The following is a 17826-nucleotide window of genomic DNA, read 5'->3' on the forward strand; positions in this document are numbered from 1 at the left end:
TAATTACAAATCAAAACATAAAAATCAACATCAAGGAATTGAGCATAACAAAAATTAAGGACTACTTAGATAATGTTAGAAATAAACACGAATTAAAAGAAATCATCCATGAATTCATCTAAGCTTATAATTGGAAACTTGGAGACACGATTTTTTAATAAAAAAGAGTAACAAATAAAAAAACTCAATTCCGAAAAATGAAACTGATGCTTTTTATGTTTGTTCAACTTAGTTCATATTAAGTTAGAAAGAATCTTAACATAAATAACTGCAAACACTTATAATTAAGTTTTGCTAGTAATAGTATTTGTTGCGCAACAAATAGGTCGAAACTGAAAAACCTTTAATAGAGTAAGTGATATTTTAAATTTAAATAAATGAAAAACGGAAGATTAAGTCTTGATGCTTTTAAAGCTAAAGCTGACAAAATTGAAACAAATGAAATCCTTGAAAAAGTGCAAGGTGGTGAATGGGGTGATTGTCATGGTTACTTAGGTGCGGTCAGTAAATTTATTTCTAGCGACTATTGTTGTTTGCCATAAATTATAAATCTTTTTACGGGTAGTGGACTTTAACACTACCCGTGATTATATTTAATCAACAGGATGAAATATAGTATACTTTGGTGTTTTAACAAATATGCTCTCTCAAAATTATAACTTTTAAAAATCAAAAAATATAATGAATATAGATTTTCAGAAACAATTATGTAAGCAAGGACTTGCAAAATTTTCAGAATATATAAAACTACTTCTTTATAAGGAAAATGAGAATATTTTTGATATACTAGATTTTAATGATGATAGTATCTATTTGAACCCTCTTTTTTTCTCTTACTTCAATGGAGAAAAAAACAAACAAGATCTTCAAAGTATAATCTTTAGCTACCAAAAGGAAAATATCTCAATAAAATCAATTGAATTAACTACAGATGAGTTTGGAAGAATATATCTACCAACTATAGGTTGGTTTCAAACTAAATTAGCAAATGAAACTTTAAATTTTGAAAAAGAAAATTTAGTGCTAAAAAAAAATGATTCGATCATTAATTATAATTTTGAAAATATTGAAATGATTGATGGTACAACAGTAGAAATATTAAAATATCCTATATCATTACTGAAGAAAAGTTACTACAATGTAGATAATGAAATTATTGAGGTTGAAATTGAAAAGATTACAAGAATACAATTAAACAATATTACTAGAGCTTATAATATTATTAAAAATAATGCCCCAGAGCATTTTGAATTAATAGAAATGTGTAATTCCAAATCTGTCATTTTTAACGTCGACACTTATCAAAGAAATTCTTTTGCAGATGTTGCTGCACATGGTGTCGGATTTTATAATGCTTATCAAAAGGAGTATGATGAGGTTTTTTTTATTGATGATATAGCACATCAAACAGGTCATGTTATCTTTTCTAATATGATTTTCGAAATCGAAGATTTTTTGAAAATAGAAAAAGAAACGATACTCGAAGAAATTAAACAGCCAGATGGTTCAGTAATAGAAAACAGAAATTTACATATCGTTTTTCATGCTCTCTACACATATTACACTACTTTTATTTGCTTGGATGCTTGTATGAGTAACAATGTTTTTAAGGGAAGGCAAAAACATGAAACTTTAGGGAGAATCTGTTTTTATTTAACTAAATGTCATAAAGATTTATTATTAATTGATAATCCTATATCTTCAAGTGAAGAATCAAAAAGAATCTTCACAGAAAAAGGATTATTAATATATAAAATGGTTAAAAATAAATGGATAGAAATGTATGAAAAGTGGTTTGATGTAATTGAACATTTTAATCTGAAAAATCAACTTTACAACTTTTCTTATTCAAGATTTATTAAACTAAACCCGTTAAATGAAAATATTTATTAAACTATTCATTTTAATAAGCTTTGCTAGTTGCAATTCTAATAATAGTTTTGAATTATGTGCAGGAAACACGCACCCCTACTATCATCCAATTTTGAAATATAAAGGGGGGTTCTATGAAATAAAAAAATATTTTTATAAAAACTATAGAACAAGTCATGGAGCCAATAATTCAGGAATCATTAGAATACAATTTCAGGTGAATTGTCTCGGAGAATCTGGAAATTATGATATTGAAACATATAATCTCGAATATGATGATAGTGTTATTGATAGGAAAATAATGAAGCAACTCGTAGATCTAACTAAAGAATTAACGGGGTGGATTCCGGCAAATAATGAAGAAGGAAATGCTGTAAATAGTCATAAGTTTTTTGCATTCAAAATTATTGACGGTCAATTAAAAGACATTTTACCCAAATAATGAAAGAAATTAAGGTTAGGAAATGGGAATGGAAGAAAAGACTTGTGTATGTAATAGTGTCTTTGGTATGGATTATTCTTATTCTAGGAATTATTTTTAATCAATTGGTTTATGGGGTGATATTTCATGTTGGCTATTCAAATGTATATTATGGAAACAATGATAGAGGAAATTGGATAATGAACTATGCCATTTCGAAAAAGAAAAATCCTGATGGACAAATTTATCATGCGCTATCTGTTCAAAATACAAAAAATGGCAACTATAATGTTGCAATTGAAGCACTAGAAAAAGCTTACAAAATAAAACCAAAGGAAGCAGGAGCTTATTACGGATGGGTTTCATTGTACTATTACCGTGATTATGAAAAAGCATTAAGTATACTAAATGAGTATGATGATTCTACTCCAAATTTTTCTGATGCTCCAATGGGAGAATGCGTTCATTATTTAAAAGGGCTTGCATATATGCAACTTGAAAATTATGAATTAGCTATCAATGAGTTTAATATTTCAATTAAAAATACTTCTCGGCAAAATGGGGAAGATTGGGTTAGTTATTTAGTTTTTTTGAATAAAGGAAGATGTTTATTAAAGCTGAAAAAATATAATGAAGCTATTTTATATTTTAAGAAATCTCTCAGTAATTATGATAAATGTGCAGAAGCATACTATTTTATAGGAATTTCCGAATTAGGACTGCAAGAAAGTCAAAAAGCCTGTGAAAATTTTAATATAGCACTTGAATTGATTAAAAAAGGCTATAAATCATCAGATCTTTATGTGGAATTGTTCCATGAAATCTATGAGCAACAAGTGGCAAAAAGTATTTTAAATAATTGTGCAAATTAATGAAGAAGAGATTTCCTTTTTACAAGCAATTAGATATGAAGGATTGCGGTCCAACATGTTTAAGAATTATAGCTAGATTTTATGGAAAAATATACAGTATTGATTATTTAAGAGAAAAAGCTCATATTACGCAACAAGGTTCTACTTATGGAGGAATAGCAGAAGCAGCTGAAATAATCGGGATGCATTCTTTAGGTGCTCAGTTAACGTTTGAAAGTTTGGCTAGCGAAGCACCTTTTCCTTGTATTGTACATTGGAGACAACGACATTTTATTGTAGTATACAAAGTTGAAAATTATGAAGTTTATGTTTCTGATCCCGCTCATGGACTAATAAAATATACCAAAGAAGAGTTTTTAGACGGTTGGATTCCTAAAAAAGATAAATCTTCAGATTCTGAAGGCTCGGTACTTTTATTAGAACCAACACCAGAATTTTATAATAACAGCTATGATGATAAAGAGAAAAGTGTAGGTTTTAAATTCTTGTTGCCTTATTTTAAGAAATACCGGAAAATTCTATTCCAAGTTTTTCTTGGTCTTTTTATTGTTACATTATTACAATTGGCGATGCCATTTTTAACACAAGCTGTTGTTGATTATGGTATTAACTACCAAAATTTAAACTTTATTTATTTAATTCTTGTAGCTCAGTTAGTTTTCTTCTTGAGTACTACATCTGTAGAAATAATAAGAGATTGGCTAATGCTACATATGACTAGTAGAATTAACATACGTCTATTATCTGATTTTTTGATGAAATTAATGAAGCTGCCCATCTTGTTTTTTGACAGAAAAAATATAGGAGATTTATTACAGCGAATACAAGATCATACTAGAATTCAAAATTTTTTATCATCATCGACATTAGGTGCTTTGTTTTCATTTGTAAATATCTTTGTGTTTAGCCTAGTATTGGCATATTACAATTCATTCATATTTAATGTTTTCTTTTTGGGCACTCTAATGTATTTAGGTTGGACAATACTATTCTTAAAGAAAAGAAAAGAGTTAGATTATAAGCGTTTTGATTTAGCGTCTGGAAATCAAAGTAGTGTTGTTCAGTTACTTAACGGTATGCAGGAAATAAAGCTAAACGGTTCTGAAAGAAGGAGAAGATGGGAATGGGAGACTATACAGGCTCGGTTATATAAAGTTTCTATTAAAAGCTTAGCACTTCAACAAACTCAAAATATTGGAGGTACCTTCATAAATCAGCTTAAAAATATAATAATAACCTTTTTAGCTGCAAAAGCAGTTATTAATGGTGAATTAACTTTGGGGGCAATGTTGTCTGTACAGTATATACTTGGTCAGCTTAATATTCCTGTTAATAGTTTAATCACTTTTATTCAATCTGCTCAAGACACTAAAATTAGTTTAGCAAGAATATCTGATGTTCACTTAAAAGAAGATGAAGAGAATAAAAAAGAAGATACTGTTAAACAATTACCTAACGACAAATCAATTTTAATAAATGATTTAAGTTTTAGATATGGGAGTAAACATTCGCCTTTAGTTCTGAAAAACTTGAATTTAATTATTCCTGAAGGTAAGATTACTGCAGTAGTTGGAGCTAGCGGAAGTGGTAAAACAACTCTTCTAAAGCATCTATTAAGAATAGTTGACCCAGCAATGGGAAACATTAAAATAGGAAATACAGCCCTTAATAACTTAAGTGTATCTTTCTGGAGAACCAAATGTGGATCGGTAATGCAGGAAGGTTATATTTTTTCTGATACTATCGCTAGAAATATTACTGAATCAGACTCCGAGGGTCTAATAGATAAAAAAAGGCTACTCCAAGCTGTTAGAATTGCAAATATTGAGCAATTTATCGAATCACTACCAATGGGATATAATACCAGAATTGGTGCAAGCGGCATGGGTATAAGTGGAGGGCAAAAACAACGAATCTTGATAGCTAGAGCTATATACAAAAACCCGGATTATTTATTTTTTGATGAGGCAACTAGTGCCTTAGATGCCACTAACGAAAGTGAAATCATGAAAAAGTTAAATGCTTTTTTCAACTCTAGAACTGTCGTTGTCGTTGCCCACCGTTTAAGTACTGTTAAAAACGCAGACAATATTATTGTTTTAGAAAACGGAGAGATAATCGAGCAAGGGAGCCATGAAAAATTAGTTATCAAAAAAGGAGCTTATTTTAAATTAGTTAAAAATCAATTAGAACTTGGAGGTTAGTTAGCTATGAAAATTGATGAAATTGAACATAATAGTGAACGGATTAGAGAAATTTTGGCAAAACCACCTGCTAATATTCTCAAATGGGGAATTACAATTATTTTTCTTATTATATGTATTATGTTTATTACTACCTGGATGATTCAATATCCTGATATCATCCAATCACAGGCTATTATAACAACCGAAATACCTCCTCAAAGAGAATATGCTAAGACTACTGGAAAATTAGAGGCTCTTTTAGTTGAAGATAATCAGTTTGTAAGTAATAATCAACCTTTAGCAATTATTGAAAATTCTGCAAATTACAAGGACGTATTTAAACTTAAATCTGTAATTGACACTACAACAATTAGTAATAAATTTTTTAGTTTTCCTATAGATAGTCTTCCTATTTTATTTTTGGGAGATATCGAGTCACAATATTCATTATTTGAAAATAGTTATATCCAATATAGTCTTAACAAGGAACTAAAACCATTTTCTAATGAAGCAATTGCCAATACTTATTCATTGTCTGAATTAAGTAGAAGGTTAAGAAATTTACAATCGCAAAAAGCATTAAGTAAGACTGAACTTGACTTCAAAAAAAAGGAATTAAAACGACACAAAAATTTATTTGAAAAAGGAGTTATCTCTTCACAAGAATATGAAAATAAACTGTTAGAGCTAGCCCAAGCAAAACGAAGCTTTAAAAACTTTGAATCATCGGTTTCGCAAATTAGAGAATCAATTAGTGATGCTAATAAAATATCCAAAGGAACGGAGATAAATCGAAAAAAAGAAGAAATGATATTATTAAAAAATGTTATTCAATCTTTTAATAAACTCAAAAAAAGTATTAAAGACTGGGAATATCGGCATGTTTTAAAATCCAACCTAGACGGGGAAGTATCTTTCTTAAATTATTGGAATGCAAATCAAAATATTAACCAAGGAGATTTGGTGTTTACTATTATACCAACCAAAGATTCACCTCTAATAGCAAAACTAAAAACACCTATTGAGAATTCTGGAAAAATTAAAATTGGGCAGCACGTAAATATTAAACTCAGCAATTATCCATATGCTCAATTTGGAATTCTTAAAGGAATTCTTAAAAATATATCTCAAATTCCTGATGGAGATGGATTCTATATTATAAATGTTGAATTACCTCAAAAATTGATTACATCCTATGGAGAGGAAATAAATTTTAAACAAGAAATGAGTGGTATGGCTGAAATCATTACAGAAGATTTACGTTTGATAGAACGTTTCTTTTATCAATTTAAATTAATATTTGAAAGATAAGCTCTATTACCTTAGAAGATTGTTTAATTCTTTCTTTTCATTGAGAATAATAAATCCAATAAATAATAATAGTATAATTGAAGAAACCCAATAGTTCTCTTTAAAATAGATAAAAGATACTAAAGAGAATAATATTGAAGTAGTTAAATACATCCCTATCTTAAAAAGATTATATGGAATCTTGAAATATTTTCTCCCATAGAAATATGAAATAAGAGTCATTGCAACATAAGTGAAAAGTGTTATCCAAGCACAAGCCATAAATCCAATTTTAGGTATTAAAACTAAATTTAAAACAATTGTAAGAAATGCTCCAAATATTGAAAAATACATCCCAAAATATGTCCTGTCTGTTAGCTTATACCATATTGATATATTATGGTAAATACCTAAAAACAAGTTTGCTAACAAAACAATTGGAACTATGGCTAATGCCTCCCAATAATCAGAATTAATAAAAAGTTTAAAAAAATCAATATAAACAACTATTCCCAAAAACATTACTGCTCCAATTATTACAAAATAAGTCATTACTTTTGAATATACTTCTTTAGCATTTTTTTTCTTAGCTTGATTAAAGAAAAAAGGTTCGGCTCCTAATCGAAACGCCATTATGTATAAATTCATAAAAATGGATAACTTATAACAAGCACTATAAATACCCATTTCTTCATCTCCTATCAAGCGCTTTATTAAAAATTTATCTAAGTTTTCGTTTATTATATAGGCAATTCCTGCAATTACTATTGGCCAACTATATAAAAGCATTTTTCTTAAGAGTTTAAAATCAAACTCAAGTTTAAAATTAGACAAGTATGGTATTAATAAGAGAAAAGAAATAATACTTCCAATGATATTAGCTATGAAAATATAGTTTACTAAATTTTCATCATCAAAGGTAATTTGAACGATTGGAGGTAATATTTTTCCCTGTTCTATATAATCTGGAATATATTTTAAAAATACTAAGTTTATACTAACAATGGTCAAAACATTAATTATTTTGATAATTGTATATTTAAAAGGCTTATTGATTGCTCGCAAATATGCAAAAGGTATCATTGCTAATGTATCAAAAACCAAAATACCTATAAATAGTTTTAATCTTAAAGGATTATCTTTAAAGTTAAATATTTTAAGAAAAAAATCAAAGAAAGTAAATAGTGTTAAGGCAAAGATAATTGTGATGAAAAGTGTACTTAGAAACCCAGTGGATATTAACTTATTTTTATTTATTTCTTTATTATAAAATCGAAAAAAAGTTGTCTCCATTCCAAAGGTTAGTAAAACAGCAAAAAGAGAAGCCCAGATATAAAAATCAGTATTTGTAGCGTATTCATTTCTTTCTAATGTGTCGGTATGTACTTTAACCAACAAAAAGTTTATGATTCTAGGAAAAACAGTGGCAAAACCATAAATAACTGTATCTTTCAAAAATCCTTTTAATACACTCAAAATTATAGTCTAATTTTACTGATTGGAAACATTGATATTATTTCGGGTGATAGTTTGCTAATTTAATAATAAGTATTTTATAAGTTGACAAAAATAGGTTCTTTATCTTTTTGCTATCCCCAATTTCACAAAACAAATTCATTTTTTAAATTAATTATCTGTTTCGGAGCAACATCATAACGTAGGGAAAATTTACTCTTGTTTTCTGCTTTTTTAGAGCTTCCAAAACAATTTTACTCTTGAATTTGGCAATAAATTTTCTTGGTAGCATAATACAGTAAATTTAAATTATTGCCCTGTTTTCAGGTAGAATTATAGTACTAGGAGTACAAAAGTTGTCAAAAGGTGGCACTACGGGAACTTATATAGATGTAAAGTTATTATTTGCAATCGCTCTAAAAACTTGTGCAATTGGGATTATAATAGTACATAATTATCCCTCTGACATTTTAAGATTACATTATTGTTTCTAAGATACGTGTTTTCTCTTTCGATCTTCAATTGTAAAATACAGTTCTGTGCTAGTTTTGATTATACGCACTAAAAGAAGTGTGCCAAAAATAATTTTTACAGTAGTTGTAATAACATCAGTTTTTTGAGAACTGTTTACTAATTTATTCATTTGTATTTTGGGTGTTTATTCTCTACATGCATTTCGAACTTCCTTAAATGATGTAATCATTTTTGCAGTAGTACTAAAAAAATATTTAGAGATATAGAGTACTCCAAAAAGTGCCCCCGATATCATAATAGTTTTGGTCATTGTTCTTGCAATAGGTCTTTTAAAAAAAGGCTCACTTTGTTTTGTAATCTTTCTAATGGTATGGATATTCTGCTCGGTTCTATTGCGAACAGGCGCTTTCCGTATTCTTTTTCTTGTTTGCATAATGGTGTATGGTTTTATACATGATGAATAGACAAATGCCATAGGCAGTTAGTACCAAAGCCTTTTTGTATATACGATTTTGATGTGTTAGTTCATTGTATTGTTCTTGATAAAAAGAAAGTTCCTCAGGGATATCTCTGGCAATTTGAAGTTCAGAACAATCTAGTATGTTAGGGTGTAGGTTCATGGCTTATGCTGTTTTACTAATTTTGAACTGTTGATCTGCTATTTTTGTGATACCATATTCATAGACACAGTTCCATAATATCCCTTTTATTTTCAAGCTATGAGTAGAGATTCCAAAATGATATCCAGCACCTAACAGAAAATCTCGGCTGCGTTGTACACTTTGCCGATCACCAAGAATAGATTGTAATACGTTTCGGTTATTGTTTAGCGTTTTGTTAATAGTAGCCATGGCATTCCTTTTTTGTTTGGCTTTTTCATTATTGTACCGAATCTGATTTTCTTTACATTCAAATTTTTGATTGCTTCGATTTTTGCTAAACTCTATGTTTGTCCATGGGTCAATTGCATTGTCTTCCATACGTTTAATTTTAGGCTAAGATATCCGAAAAGATGCAGTAAAAATTGCAGATACAGAGAAGTGAACGTAACATAACCGAATATAACGTAAGTTAACATATCGCAGTATAGATTGCTCTATTTTTAAGGATCTGAAATGTAACTTTTACCAGCCGCAAAGCACCATAATCCAAATTAATTTGTATTGCGATGGGGTTTTTTAGCATTTTCCAAATCTCCACCCTGGTAAAGTAATATATATTACTTTACCAGGGTGGAGAGTAGTATGCCCGAAACTAAAAATTTTCAATGATTATTTCAGTTTTGAAATTGGGTTTTCAATCGGCTGTAAGCGATAAAAAACTTCCCTTCCGTTTTGGGTTTTGATCAATTGACATGGAACCTCATTTGCATCTAGAATTTCAAAGTAGCTCCCAGATAATTCTTTAAGTCGTTCTCGTATGGTTCGATCTCCACAAGAAAATGTTTGACAGAGATCCATAATCAATTGCTTTCCAGAGACAATTCCAGTAACATAGGAAGATAGAAATTCCATGATTTCTCCAAGGTTTCCTTTTTTATTTTGAATTGCCGAAGGTTTTAATGAAATACCAGTATCTGCAAGGATTAATCGCTTGGTCGTTTCACAAAATTCCATTGTAGCAGGCAAGGGTCTTTTTCCGTTTCTATTTTTAGGGAAATGAAGCAGAATCATATCCGAGGGTTCAGGTTGTTTTTCGTTCTCAAAAGCAGTTCTAAAAGTAAAAGTAGCTTTATTCTGAATCTCAGTTCCTAAATGCCCTCTAGGTTTTCTTTCGGCAACAGAAGGGTTTTCATGAATCACTGCTATAAAAGTAACTAGCTTTTGATTGATATGCGTATTGATCATGTCGATCAGTAATAAACTGTCTTGAGTACTGTTAAAGTCCATGACACAATCCGATACTACATCTAATACTATGATCAGGTGTTCACCTTTCTCCAGTTCAGTTTGTACATTATCAATAAATTCGCACAAAGCGATAAAACGTTCTGCACGTGGAATATTTACGAGAGAGGTATAGGAGAAATTATTAGGTTTTTCCATAATGGAATACCCTGCATCTAATTGAATTTCCTGTAATGCTTTTGGAAATTGATAAGCAAGGTTACGCTCGGTATCAATATAGCATACATGACTGGGAATATCTGGGCTCCGTTCAAAACCTAAAAGTTCATTATTGCAATCTTCTTTCTTGAGCAACACACTGCACAACGTTTGCGCTAACCTGCTTTTATGTGTTCCTGATTTTCCCTGAATTACATGAACACTTTGTAGAAAGACCACACCTTCTTTGTTGTAGGTAATTAATGATGGAATTTCTTTTATTTCTGAGGTAATGGTTTCCTTTAATAGTTCCTGTACTTCTTGCAACTGCACAAGATATTTGCTGCCCATTTTTTTCTTCTTTTGTGAAGGTGGAATAATATGAATCGTTTCATTGGAAAGGATATTTCCACCTTTAAAAAAGTCGGAAATATCTTTGCCATCGTTAGCGGATAATTGCGGTAGGGTCGCTCTGTACAACTGAAACTTTTCTGCTAATTTCTGAGATTGTTCTTTACCAGTTTTATCCATATCATAGAGTACAATCACCTTGTTAAACCGTTCTTTGAGTTCTAGTATCAAGTCTGCGTGAGGAAGTGATGTCTCGCTATTAAAACAAATGGCATTATATCCTTTAGCAAATAAACTTAATACATCTTTTTCTCCTCCAGTAATAAAAAGCCGTTTACCAGTTTCGGGTAATTGTGAAATTCCAAACGTATAGTGTTCGGGTTTGCTACCGATCCATGAGAATTTATATCTCTGAGATAATGGTCTGTATACTTTGTAACAATCTTTGGTGATCTGATATCCAAAAATAGGATTGTGCAAGGTAGCATGAATATGGAAAGGATCTTTGTTTTCCTTAAAATGAGTTACTTTCAAAATAGGAAATACCCTAAAATGTTCTAAGTGGTCAGGAAGAATTCCATACGATTTCCAATAGGAAGCATTTTCTTGATTCCATGCCGATTGAAATTGAATTTCTGGTTGTTTTTTATGAACAGAAGCTCCTAGACCAAGATTGAAATCCAGATTAATGTGTTGTAAGGCTTCCATAAAAGAAACGCTTTTAAGTTTCATGATGAGATCAAAGACATCTCCATCACAATTGTCATCTGCAAAATCTTTGTACCTCCATAAACCAGACGAACTTTTGTAGATATTAAAAGAAGGTGTCTTTTGTTTTTGGGATAGAAACGGATTCGAAATGTGTTTGCCTTGTTTTAAGATTCCATGATTGTGGAAAGCTTGTAAGTAATAATTTAGCAAGGTATGTGAGTCCGTTAGGTTGATGATATTTTCTTTATTTAAAATTTTATTGATTTCCATAATTTTTATTTTTTGCGATGTCACGCTGAGCCCTACGACAAGCTCAGTGTGATATTTTTTATACTTGATTATTGATTAATAGTTTGTAATAGTCCAAAGCATTATCATATCGAGAAAAGCTACCTAAGCGAACATATCCATTACGGGATGTATCATTGGTATTAGAAAATTCTTCAATATGATAGGCCTGTTGACTAGGATTATAAAGAAGCATCCAAATCATAGTTCATGTCTTTATCACAGAGTTCTAGTATAAGTTCTATGGTGTATGGTTTGTAATAATACATTCGCTCATCTATTTTGATAGTGATTAAGGGGAGTTTCCCTGATTTCTTTAGCCTTGCAATTTTTTGCCTTGATATAGGTGGACTAAAGAGTTTACCCACTTCGTTAATGCTTAGAAATAATGCATTAGGACTTATTAATTCGTTAGGATTTTTCATCTTTTGGGAGGTTTTAGGTAGTTTTCGGCTTCAATTGCTGAGCCTACACTAGGTTTCCCGTTATGAATCCAATCAATGAGTACTTTTTTGGAAAATGTTAATGGTTTTCCGCGAGATAATACTGGGATCTCATACTTACTAATCTTTGAATACATAGTGGGTTTACTATACCCTGTGAGTTCGCAAGCCTCATTAATAAAAATGATATCCCGATCTACTTTAGGTCTAGATTGTCCTTGAATCCCTAATAGTTCTTGTACTTCTCTTTTTACAATTCGTCTGTTTAAATCTGTAAACTCTTCTACGGTAAGAGCATACAGGGGTTTTAATTGATCACTCATTATTTGTGATTTTTAGAATTAATAATGAGCATTGCGCAATGCTTTGTTTTCTTAGAATTCTGAGGCTAAATAACAAAGGATATCAAGGCACTTATAAAATGAATCGTAGAGCGTAGAGTATGCGTAGAGTGTTTTCTTTGGGAAGTATTGTAGTTGCTTAGATTTTGGTTTTTTCTCTATGGTGGAAATATGGTGGAGGGTAGAGTGGTCGTAAAAAAAACATATATTCACTCAAGAGTTTTCATTGTCAAATTTAATTACCTTTATATAGTTTGAGGTTAATTTGTTAAAATAAGTTTATAGTTGAATGGCAATAAATAAAAATGCACTTATACGATATCAAACTTTGGATAGGTGTTTTAGAAACCCTGGGAAAAGATATTATATAGAGGATCTTTTAGAAGCATGTAATGAAGCGTTATTTGAGTTAAACCCGAATTTATTGGGCATTAAAAAAAGACAACTTTACGATGATATAAGATTTATGGAATCTTCTCAAGGATGGCAAATTCCTTTACAAAGAATAAAAGATGGTAGACGAGCTTATTTTTATTATGAAGATCGATCTTTTTCTATAAATAATCAACCACTGAACGAATTGGAAGCAGAGCAATTAAAATCGGCTATGTTAGTTTTAGGCCGTTTCAAAGGCTTGCCTCAGTTTGAATGGGTAAACGAATTGTTACCAAAGTTGGATCAGACGTTTAAACTATCAAACCAATCTCAAGATATTATTAGTTTTGATACTAATGATTTTCTTTTAGGAACAGAATATTTATCACCATTGTTTAATGCGATTTTATATTCTAAACCTCTAACGATTACTTATAAATCATTTAAAAGTGATGATTTAAAAGTGCTAGATTTTCATCCTTATCATTTAAAGCAATATAATAATCGTTGGTTTCTATTTGGTAAAAATGGAGAATACGATAATCTTACGAATTTAGCTCTAGACAGGATACAAGATATAGAATCCTCTTCTATAACTTACAGGCCGAATACAAATATAGATTTTAATGAATACTTTGATGACATTATAGGGGTATCAATACCAGAAGGAGTTTCTCCAATTAAAATTATACTTAAAGCAACATCTGGACTTGCACCATATATAAAAACGAAACCTATACATGGTTCTCAAAAGAAAATTGAAGAAGATGAATTCGTATATACTTTTTCTATAGAAGTAATCCCCAATTATGAATTAGAAAAATTATTACTCTCTTTTGGAGAAGAAATAATAGTTGTTGAGCCTATCAGCTTGCTGGAAAAAATGAAATTTCGACTTCAAAATAATTTGGACTTATACAATTAATGCACTTCTAATGCACGCTTCCTATTTATGTTTATAGGCTGATTAAAAAAATGGAAATAGTGAATTAAATTAAAAAGTCTAAATATGAAACATAAAACAGCTATATATTACTCTACTAATGGACATCGTATAGAGGTAAAAGCAAGTGAGCTTAAAGTTAAAGAAATCTTAGCATCATTGGATAAGGTAATTCTCTATGATGCCTCTGAAACGGTTAGATTAACAACAGTAAATCACTCTATGACGCCCCATTTTAGGACAATACCAGAACATATTAATCGAATTGTCTTTAATAATGAATCAGAAGAGCATGATCATAAAATTGAAGAAGAACTTGAGAATCTAAGGAATGAGAATACACTTCAGGTATATTATTACAATAATCTAAAAGAAAAAACAAAGACAAAAATAATAAGACTGGATGAGTATATATGGAGTTCTGAAGTTACCAGATTTTATAGATATGATCTAATATTACGTCATGATATCATAGGAATCAAAAAAGAACTTAATATATCGGTCAAGCAACCTGAAATATGTATAGAGGTTATTGATACTAGTTTCTTGTCTGAAGAAGCTTTTAATTCTTTACTTTATAAAAGCGCAGAAGTTCCTTTTATAATTTTCTTTGTTTTTGTAGCTAATGGTGGAAATTATTTTAATACTATTGAAAACAATAATTTTAGAGTATCTTGTTTTATTAAAGATGGTAAATTTCATTATGGAAAAAATAAAATCAGGGCCTTTACTAATGAGCACTTAGATAATACAGGAAATCCTTATTCAATGTATTCTGCCGTAAAACTTTTTATTATAGATAAACTTAGAAAAGGAAAACAAGTCGATTTCAGAGTTTTGAATCAAATTTGTGAATAAAACATGATAGGGATTAAAAATGGACATCATTCTATAGAATGATGTTTTTAGTAATGAAACATTTGTATTTAATACAAATTTGCACAGTCTGTTCAAAAATATTTAATAGAATCAAATTATAAGAGATATTTTTGTTTTTAGTAATGAAAACTAATTTATTAATGCACTTGCACTGCACACATCCCAAATATATTTGCATAAGCAATATAAAATGTGTGCCTTATGAAGCTAAATGAACAAATGATTACAGGAGAATTAAAAAGCAGTATAGACAAGATCTGGAATGATTTCTGGACAGGAGGGATTTCAAACCCTCTAACGGTGATAGAGCAATTTACATATTTGATATTCTTAAAACGATTAGACGATAAACAATTATTAATAGAAAGAGAAGCGAATCTGTTAGGCGTACTTAAAGAGAAACCTATCTATACTCCAGAACAAGCTTCTTTAAGATGGAGTAATTTCAAACAAAAAGACCCGGAGATTATGTTTGAATTATTTACGAGAACACAACGAGAGTTAGATGATCTTACCGTCTTTGATTTTATGAAAAATGTAGGTAAAGATGGGGGCGTATTTGCTGAGTATATGAAAGGTGCTACTTTTATGATTCCTACACCTAAACTTCTAGATAAAGTAGTACAACAAATTGATGCATTACCACTAGAAAATCGTGATGCCAAAGGAGATTTATATGAGTATATGCTCTCTAAAATTGCCGAGGCAGGAACCAACGGGCAATTTCGTACGCCACGACATATCATTCGTATGATGGTAGAAATGACTAAACCACGAAAAGATGATATTATTTGTGATCCTGCCTGTGGAACATCTGGCTTTTTGGTGTCATCAGGAGAGTACATCCAGCAAAAACATCAGGATTGGTTTTATGAAGAAGATTTTAGAACACATTATAACCAAAAGATGTTTAATGGGATTGAGTTTGATCCCACGATGCTTCGTATTGGGTCTATGAATCTGCAATTGCATGGGATTGAAACCCCAATATTAGTAGGTAAGGATAGTTTGAGTAAAAGTAATGGCGATATTAATGATGCTTATACACTAATTCTGGCAAATCCACCATTTAAAGGAAGTCTGGACTATGATGATGTAGAAAGCAGTTTATTAAAAACAACTAAAACTAAAAAAACAGAACTCCTATTTCTATCTCTCATGCTTCGTATGATGAAGATTGGTGGCCGTGCAGCAGTAATTGTACCTGATGGCGTTTTGTTTGGCAGTAGTAATGCTCATAAATCCATACGAAAAGAATTAATAGAGAATCAACAATTACAGGCGGTGGTTTCTATGCCTGGTGGTGTTTTTAAGCCGTATGCAGGAGTAAGTACAGCGATTTTGTTTTTTACCAAAACTAATAGTGGAGGTACAGATAATGTATGGTTTTATGATATGAAAGCTGATGGTTTAAGCTTGGATGATAAAAGAAATTTATTAGTAACAGAAGAAGCCTTAGAACAATGTTTTACCGAACCAGAAAATATCCAGGAAGAAGTAAAAGGCAAATGCGATATTCCTAATATTTTATTAGATTGGGAAGAGGTACATGAAACCAAAAATCATAAAAAATTTCAGAACAGGAAATCGCAAAGTTTTATAGTACCTAAAACTGAAATCAAAGAAAACGATTATGATTTAAGTATTAATCGTTACAAAGAAATTGAATATGAAGAGATTCAATATGAAAAACCAGAAATATTGATTGAGGTAATCAAGCAATTGGATATAGAAAGGAAAAATTCATTGTTGAATTTGGAAAAGCTTTTAAAATGATTAAAAGTCTTGAAGATATATCTCTTTCTAAGGGAGAATATGGAGGTGGGTTTTCTGCAGTAGATTATTTCAGTGATGTACCTAGGTATATTCGAATAACGGATATTAAAGACAATGGACAACTAAAAAGTATAATAAAAGCTCCAAGTGGTAATCCCAAAGAATGGAATAAATATTTATTGAACGATGGAGATATATTATTTGCTCGATCAGGAGCGACTGTTGGCAAAACATTTTTATATAGAAAAGAATTAGGAAAATGCATCTATGCAGGGTATTTAATACGGTTTAGACCAAATCAAGAAATTGCTAATCCGAAATATGTTTACTATTATACCAAAACTCTAGAATATTATAATTGGATTAAAAATAAACAAAATGTTGTAGCCCAACCTAATATTAATGCTAAACAATATGGTCAAGAACTTAAAATACCCCTTCCTTCGATACTAATCCAACAAAAAATAGTAGCTATTCTTGACGAAGCAGATAAAGTACGACAGCTAAACAAAGAACTTATAACAAAATATAACGAACTCATCCAAAGTTTGTTTTTGGAGATGTTTGGGGATATTATAGGGAATGATAAAAAATGGGATATAACTACATTTGATAATGTTATTAGCTTGAAAAGAGGCTATGATTTACCTATCAAATCAAGAAATGGAGGAGAAATACCTGTTGTGGCATCTACTGGAATAGTTGGGTACCATAATGAATTTAAAGCTTTGGAAAATTGTATAGTAACCGGTAGATCTGGTTCTATTGGGAAAGTACAATTAATTAAAACTAAATGTTGGCCATTGAATACATCTTTATATGGATACAAGACCTATAATAATAACCCAATATATTTAGAGTATTTTGTTAGAAATTTTCAACTAAATCGATTTTCTAGAGGCGCTGGTGTTCCTACATTAGACAGAAAATTAGTGCATTCTGAAATAGTACCTTTTATAAATATTTCACTCCAAAACCAATTTGCAGAACGAGTACAAATTATAGAGCAACAAAAAGAACAAGCTCAAAAAGCACTACAAAAAAGTGAAGACTTGTTTAACAGTTTATTGCAAAAAGCTTTTAAAGGAGAATTAATCAAATAAT

20 protein-coding genes are annotated in these 17826 nt (G+C 30.3%); 11 read left to right on the plus strand and 9 right to left on the minus strand.

Annotated elements, in window-relative coordinates:
- Positions 1–377 precede the first annotated feature (377 nt).
- The 6 genes from AWE51_RS26580 (at position 378) to AWE51_RS16450 (ending at position 6662) form a co-directional block, all read left to right on the plus strand.
- Positions 378–542, plus strand: coding sequence for a hypothetical protein (locus AWE51_RS26580; RefSeq protein ID WP_157766137.1), 165 nt, complete (start codon positions 378–380; stop codon positions 540–542).
- Positions 543–681: 139 nt separating this feature from the next.
- Positions 682–1893, plus strand: coding sequence for a hypothetical protein (locus tag AWE51_RS16430; RefSeq protein WP_066315494.1), 1212 nt, complete (start codon positions 682–684; stop codon positions 1891–1893).
- On the plus strand, positions 1877–2314 hold the full coding sequence (locus AWE51_RS16435) for a hypothetical protein (protein ID WP_066315495.1): 438 nt from the start codon (positions 1877–1879) through the stop codon (positions 2312–2314). The genes AWE51_RS16430 and AWE51_RS16435 overlap by 17 nt, the downstream gene beginning before the upstream one ends.
- Complete coding sequence (locus AWE51_RS16440; RefSeq protein ID WP_066315498.1) at positions 2314–3165, plus strand: tetratricopeptide repeat protein; 852 nt, start codon at positions 2314–2316, stop codon at positions 3163–3165. Before AWE51_RS16435 ends, AWE51_RS16440 begins: the two co-directional genes overlap by 1 nt.
- Positions 3165–5369, plus strand: coding sequence for a peptidase domain-containing ABC transporter (locus tag AWE51_RS16445; RefSeq protein ID WP_066315502.1), 2205 nt, complete (start codon positions 3165–3167; stop codon positions 5367–5369). Before AWE51_RS16440 ends, AWE51_RS16445 begins: the two co-directional genes overlap by 1 nt.
- 6 nt (positions 5370–5375) lie before the next feature.
- Positions 5376–6662: an HlyD family secretion protein gene (locus tag AWE51_RS16450; RefSeq protein ID WP_066315503.1), complete on the plus strand. Its 1287-nt coding sequence runs from the start codon at positions 5376–5378 to the stop codon at positions 6660–6662.
- Positions 6663–6668: 6 nt separating this feature from the next.
- On the opposite strand, the gene AWE51_RS16455 is transcribed toward AWE51_RS16450, so the two are convergent.
- Positions 6669–8117 carry an oligosaccharide flippase family protein gene (locus AWE51_RS16455; protein WP_066315504.1) on the minus strand — a complete coding sequence of 483 codons (1449 nt, stop codon included), beginning with the start codon at positions 8115–8117 and terminating at the stop codon, positions 6669–6671.
- Between the two features lie 311 nt (positions 8118–8428).
- Between AWE51_RS16455 and AWE51_RS26175 the strand changes: the two genes are divergently transcribed.
- Entirely contained in the window at positions 8429–8590 is a 162-nt protein-coding gene (locus AWE51_RS26175) for a JAB domain-containing protein (protein ID WP_317041839.1), read from the plus strand.
- Here AWE51_RS26175 and AWE51_RS26585 read toward each other — a convergent pair.
- The 8 genes from AWE51_RS26585 to AWE51_RS16480 form a co-directional block, all read right to left on the minus strand.
- Positions 8587–8739, minus strand: coding sequence for a hypothetical protein (locus AWE51_RS26585; RefSeq protein WP_157766138.1), 153 nt, complete (start codon positions 8737–8739; stop codon positions 8587–8589). The genes AWE51_RS26175 and AWE51_RS26585 overlap by 4 nt on opposite strands.
- 15 nt (positions 8740–8754) lie before the next feature.
- The gene (locus AWE51_RS16460) at positions 8755–9003 is read right to left on the minus strand and encodes a hypothetical protein (protein ID WP_066315505.1); all 249 of its coding nucleotides are present in this window, start codon (positions 9001–9003) and stop codon (positions 8755–8757) included.
- Positions 8960–9190, minus strand: a complete 231-nt coding sequence (locus tag AWE51_RS26895; RefSeq protein WP_198403841.1) for a hypothetical protein — start codon at positions 9188–9190, stop codon at positions 8960–8962. Before AWE51_RS26895 ends, AWE51_RS16460 begins: the two co-directional genes overlap by 44 nt.
- 3 nt (positions 9191–9193) lie before the next feature.
- Positions 9194–9550 (minus strand): hypothetical protein, encoded by a 357-nt coding sequence (locus tag AWE51_RS16465; RefSeq protein WP_066315506.1) that lies wholly within the window; start codon positions 9548–9550, stop codon positions 9194–9196.
- 291 nt (positions 9551–9841) lie between these two features.
- Positions 9842–11947, minus strand: a complete 2106-nt coding sequence (locus AWE51_RS16470) for a toprim domain-containing protein (RefSeq protein ID WP_066315508.1) — start codon at positions 11945–11947, stop codon at positions 9842–9844.
- 58 nt (positions 11948–12005) lie between these two features.
- Entirely contained in the window at positions 12006–12161 is a 156-nt protein-coding gene (locus AWE51_RS26590; protein WP_232517398.1) for a hypothetical protein, read from the minus strand.
- On the minus strand, positions 12148–12390 hold the full coding sequence (locus AWE51_RS16475) for a hypothetical protein (RefSeq protein WP_066315511.1): 243 nt from the start codon (positions 12388–12390) through the stop codon (positions 12148–12150). The genes AWE51_RS26590 and AWE51_RS16475 overlap by 14 nt, the downstream gene beginning before the upstream one ends.
- Positions 12387–12731 carry a helix-turn-helix domain-containing protein gene (locus AWE51_RS16480; RefSeq protein WP_066315513.1) on the minus strand — a complete coding sequence of 115 codons (345 nt, stop codon included), beginning with the start codon at positions 12729–12731 and terminating at the stop codon, positions 12387–12389. Before AWE51_RS16480 ends, AWE51_RS16475 begins: the two co-directional genes overlap by 4 nt.
- Before the next feature lie 307 nt (positions 12732–13038).
- Between AWE51_RS16480 and AWE51_RS16485 the strand changes: the two genes are divergently transcribed.
- The 4 genes from AWE51_RS16485 (at position 13039) to AWE51_RS16500 (ending at position 17825) form a co-directional block, all read left to right on the plus strand.
- The gene (locus AWE51_RS16485) at positions 13039–14049 is read left to right on the plus strand and encodes a helix-turn-helix transcriptional regulator (protein WP_066315515.1); all 1011 of its coding nucleotides are present in this window, start codon (positions 13039–13041) and stop codon (positions 14047–14049) included.
- Between the two features lie 84 nt (positions 14050–14133).
- Positions 14134–14925 carry a hypothetical protein gene (locus AWE51_RS16490; RefSeq protein ID WP_066315519.1) on the plus strand — a complete coding sequence of 264 codons (792 nt, stop codon included), beginning with the start codon at positions 14134–14136 and terminating at the stop codon, positions 14923–14925.
- A gap of 222 nt (positions 14926–15147) precedes the next feature.
- The gene (locus AWE51_RS16495; protein WP_232517399.1) at positions 15148–16722 is read left to right on the plus strand and encodes a type I restriction-modification system subunit M; all 1575 of its coding nucleotides are present in this window, start codon (positions 15148–15150) and stop codon (positions 16720–16722) included.
- Positions 16719–17825 (plus strand): restriction endonuclease subunit S, encoded by a 1107-nt coding sequence (locus tag AWE51_RS16500; protein WP_066315521.1) that lies wholly within the window; start codon positions 16719–16721, stop codon positions 17823–17825. Before AWE51_RS16495 ends, AWE51_RS16500 begins: the two co-directional genes overlap by 4 nt.
- Position 17826 lies beyond the last annotated feature (1 nt).

The organism is Aquimarina aggregata, from assembly GCF_001632745.1.
Taxonomy (GTDB): Bacteria; Bacteroidota; Bacteroidia; order Flavobacteriales; family Flavobacteriaceae; genus Aquimarina; species Aquimarina aggregata.

Coding starts and splice junctions, on each gene's coding strand:
- AWE51_RS16470 (WP_066315508.1), bottom strand. CDS start 11,947: ATGGAAATCAATAAAATTTTAAATAAAGAAAATATCATCAACCTAACG.
- AWE51_RS16440 (WP_066315498.1), top strand. CDS start 2,314: ATGAAAGAAATTAAGGTTAGGAAATGGGAATGGAAGAAAAGACTTGTG.
- AWE51_RS26590 (WP_232517398.1), bottom strand. CDS start 12,161: ATGCTTCTTTATAATCCTAGTCAACAGGCCTATCATATTGAAGAATTT.
- AWE51_RS16430 (WP_066315494.1), top strand. CDS start 682: ATGAATATAGATTTTCAGAAACAATTATGTAAGCAAGGACTTGCAAAA.
- AWE51_RS26895 (WP_198403841.1), bottom strand. CDS start 9,190: ATGAACCTACACCCTAACATACTAGATTGTTCTGAACTTCAAATTGCC.
- AWE51_RS16485 (WP_066315515.1), top strand. CDS start 13,039: ATGGCAATAAATAAAAATGCACTTATACGATATCAAACTTTGGATAGG.
- AWE51_RS16475 (WP_066315511.1), bottom strand. CDS start 12,390: ATGAAAAATCCTAACGAATTAATAAGTCCTAATGCATTATTTCTAAGC.
- AWE51_RS16500 (WP_066315521.1), top strand. CDS start 16,719: ATGATTAAAAGTCTTGAAGATATATCTCTTTCTAAGGGAGAATATGGA.
- AWE51_RS16465 (WP_066315506.1), bottom strand. CDS start 9,550: ATGGAAGACAATGCAATTGACCCATGGACAAACATAGAGTTTAGCAAA.
- AWE51_RS16480 (WP_066315513.1), bottom strand. CDS start 12,731: ATGAGTGATCAATTAAAACCCCTGTATGCTCTTACCGTAGAAGAGTTT.
- AWE51_RS16495 (WP_232517399.1), top strand. CDS start 15,148: ATGAAGCTAAATGAACAAATGATTACAGGAGAATTAAAAAGCAGTATA.
- AWE51_RS16435 (WP_066315495.1), top strand. CDS start 1,877: ATGAAAATATTTATTAAACTATTCATTTTAATAAGCTTTGCTAGTTGC.
- AWE51_RS26580 (WP_157766137.1), top strand. CDS start 378: ATGAAAAACGGAAGATTAAGTCTTGATGCTTTTAAAGCTAAAGCTGAC.
- AWE51_RS16445 (WP_066315502.1), top strand. CDS start 3,165: ATGAAGAAGAGATTTCCTTTTTACAAGCAATTAGATATGAAGGATTGC.
- AWE51_RS26585 (WP_157766138.1), bottom strand. CDS start 8,739: ATGAATAAATTAGTAAACAGTTCTCAAAAAACTGATGTTATTACAACT.
- AWE51_RS16460 (WP_066315505.1), bottom strand. CDS start 9,003: ATGCAAACAAGAAAAAGAATACGGAAAGCGCCTGTTCGCAATAGAACC.
- AWE51_RS16490 (WP_066315519.1), top strand. CDS start 14,134: ATGAAACATAAAACAGCTATATATTACTCTACTAATGGACATCGTATA.
- AWE51_RS16450 (WP_066315503.1), top strand. CDS start 5,376: ATGAAAATTGATGAAATTGAACATAATAGTGAACGGATTAGAGAAATT.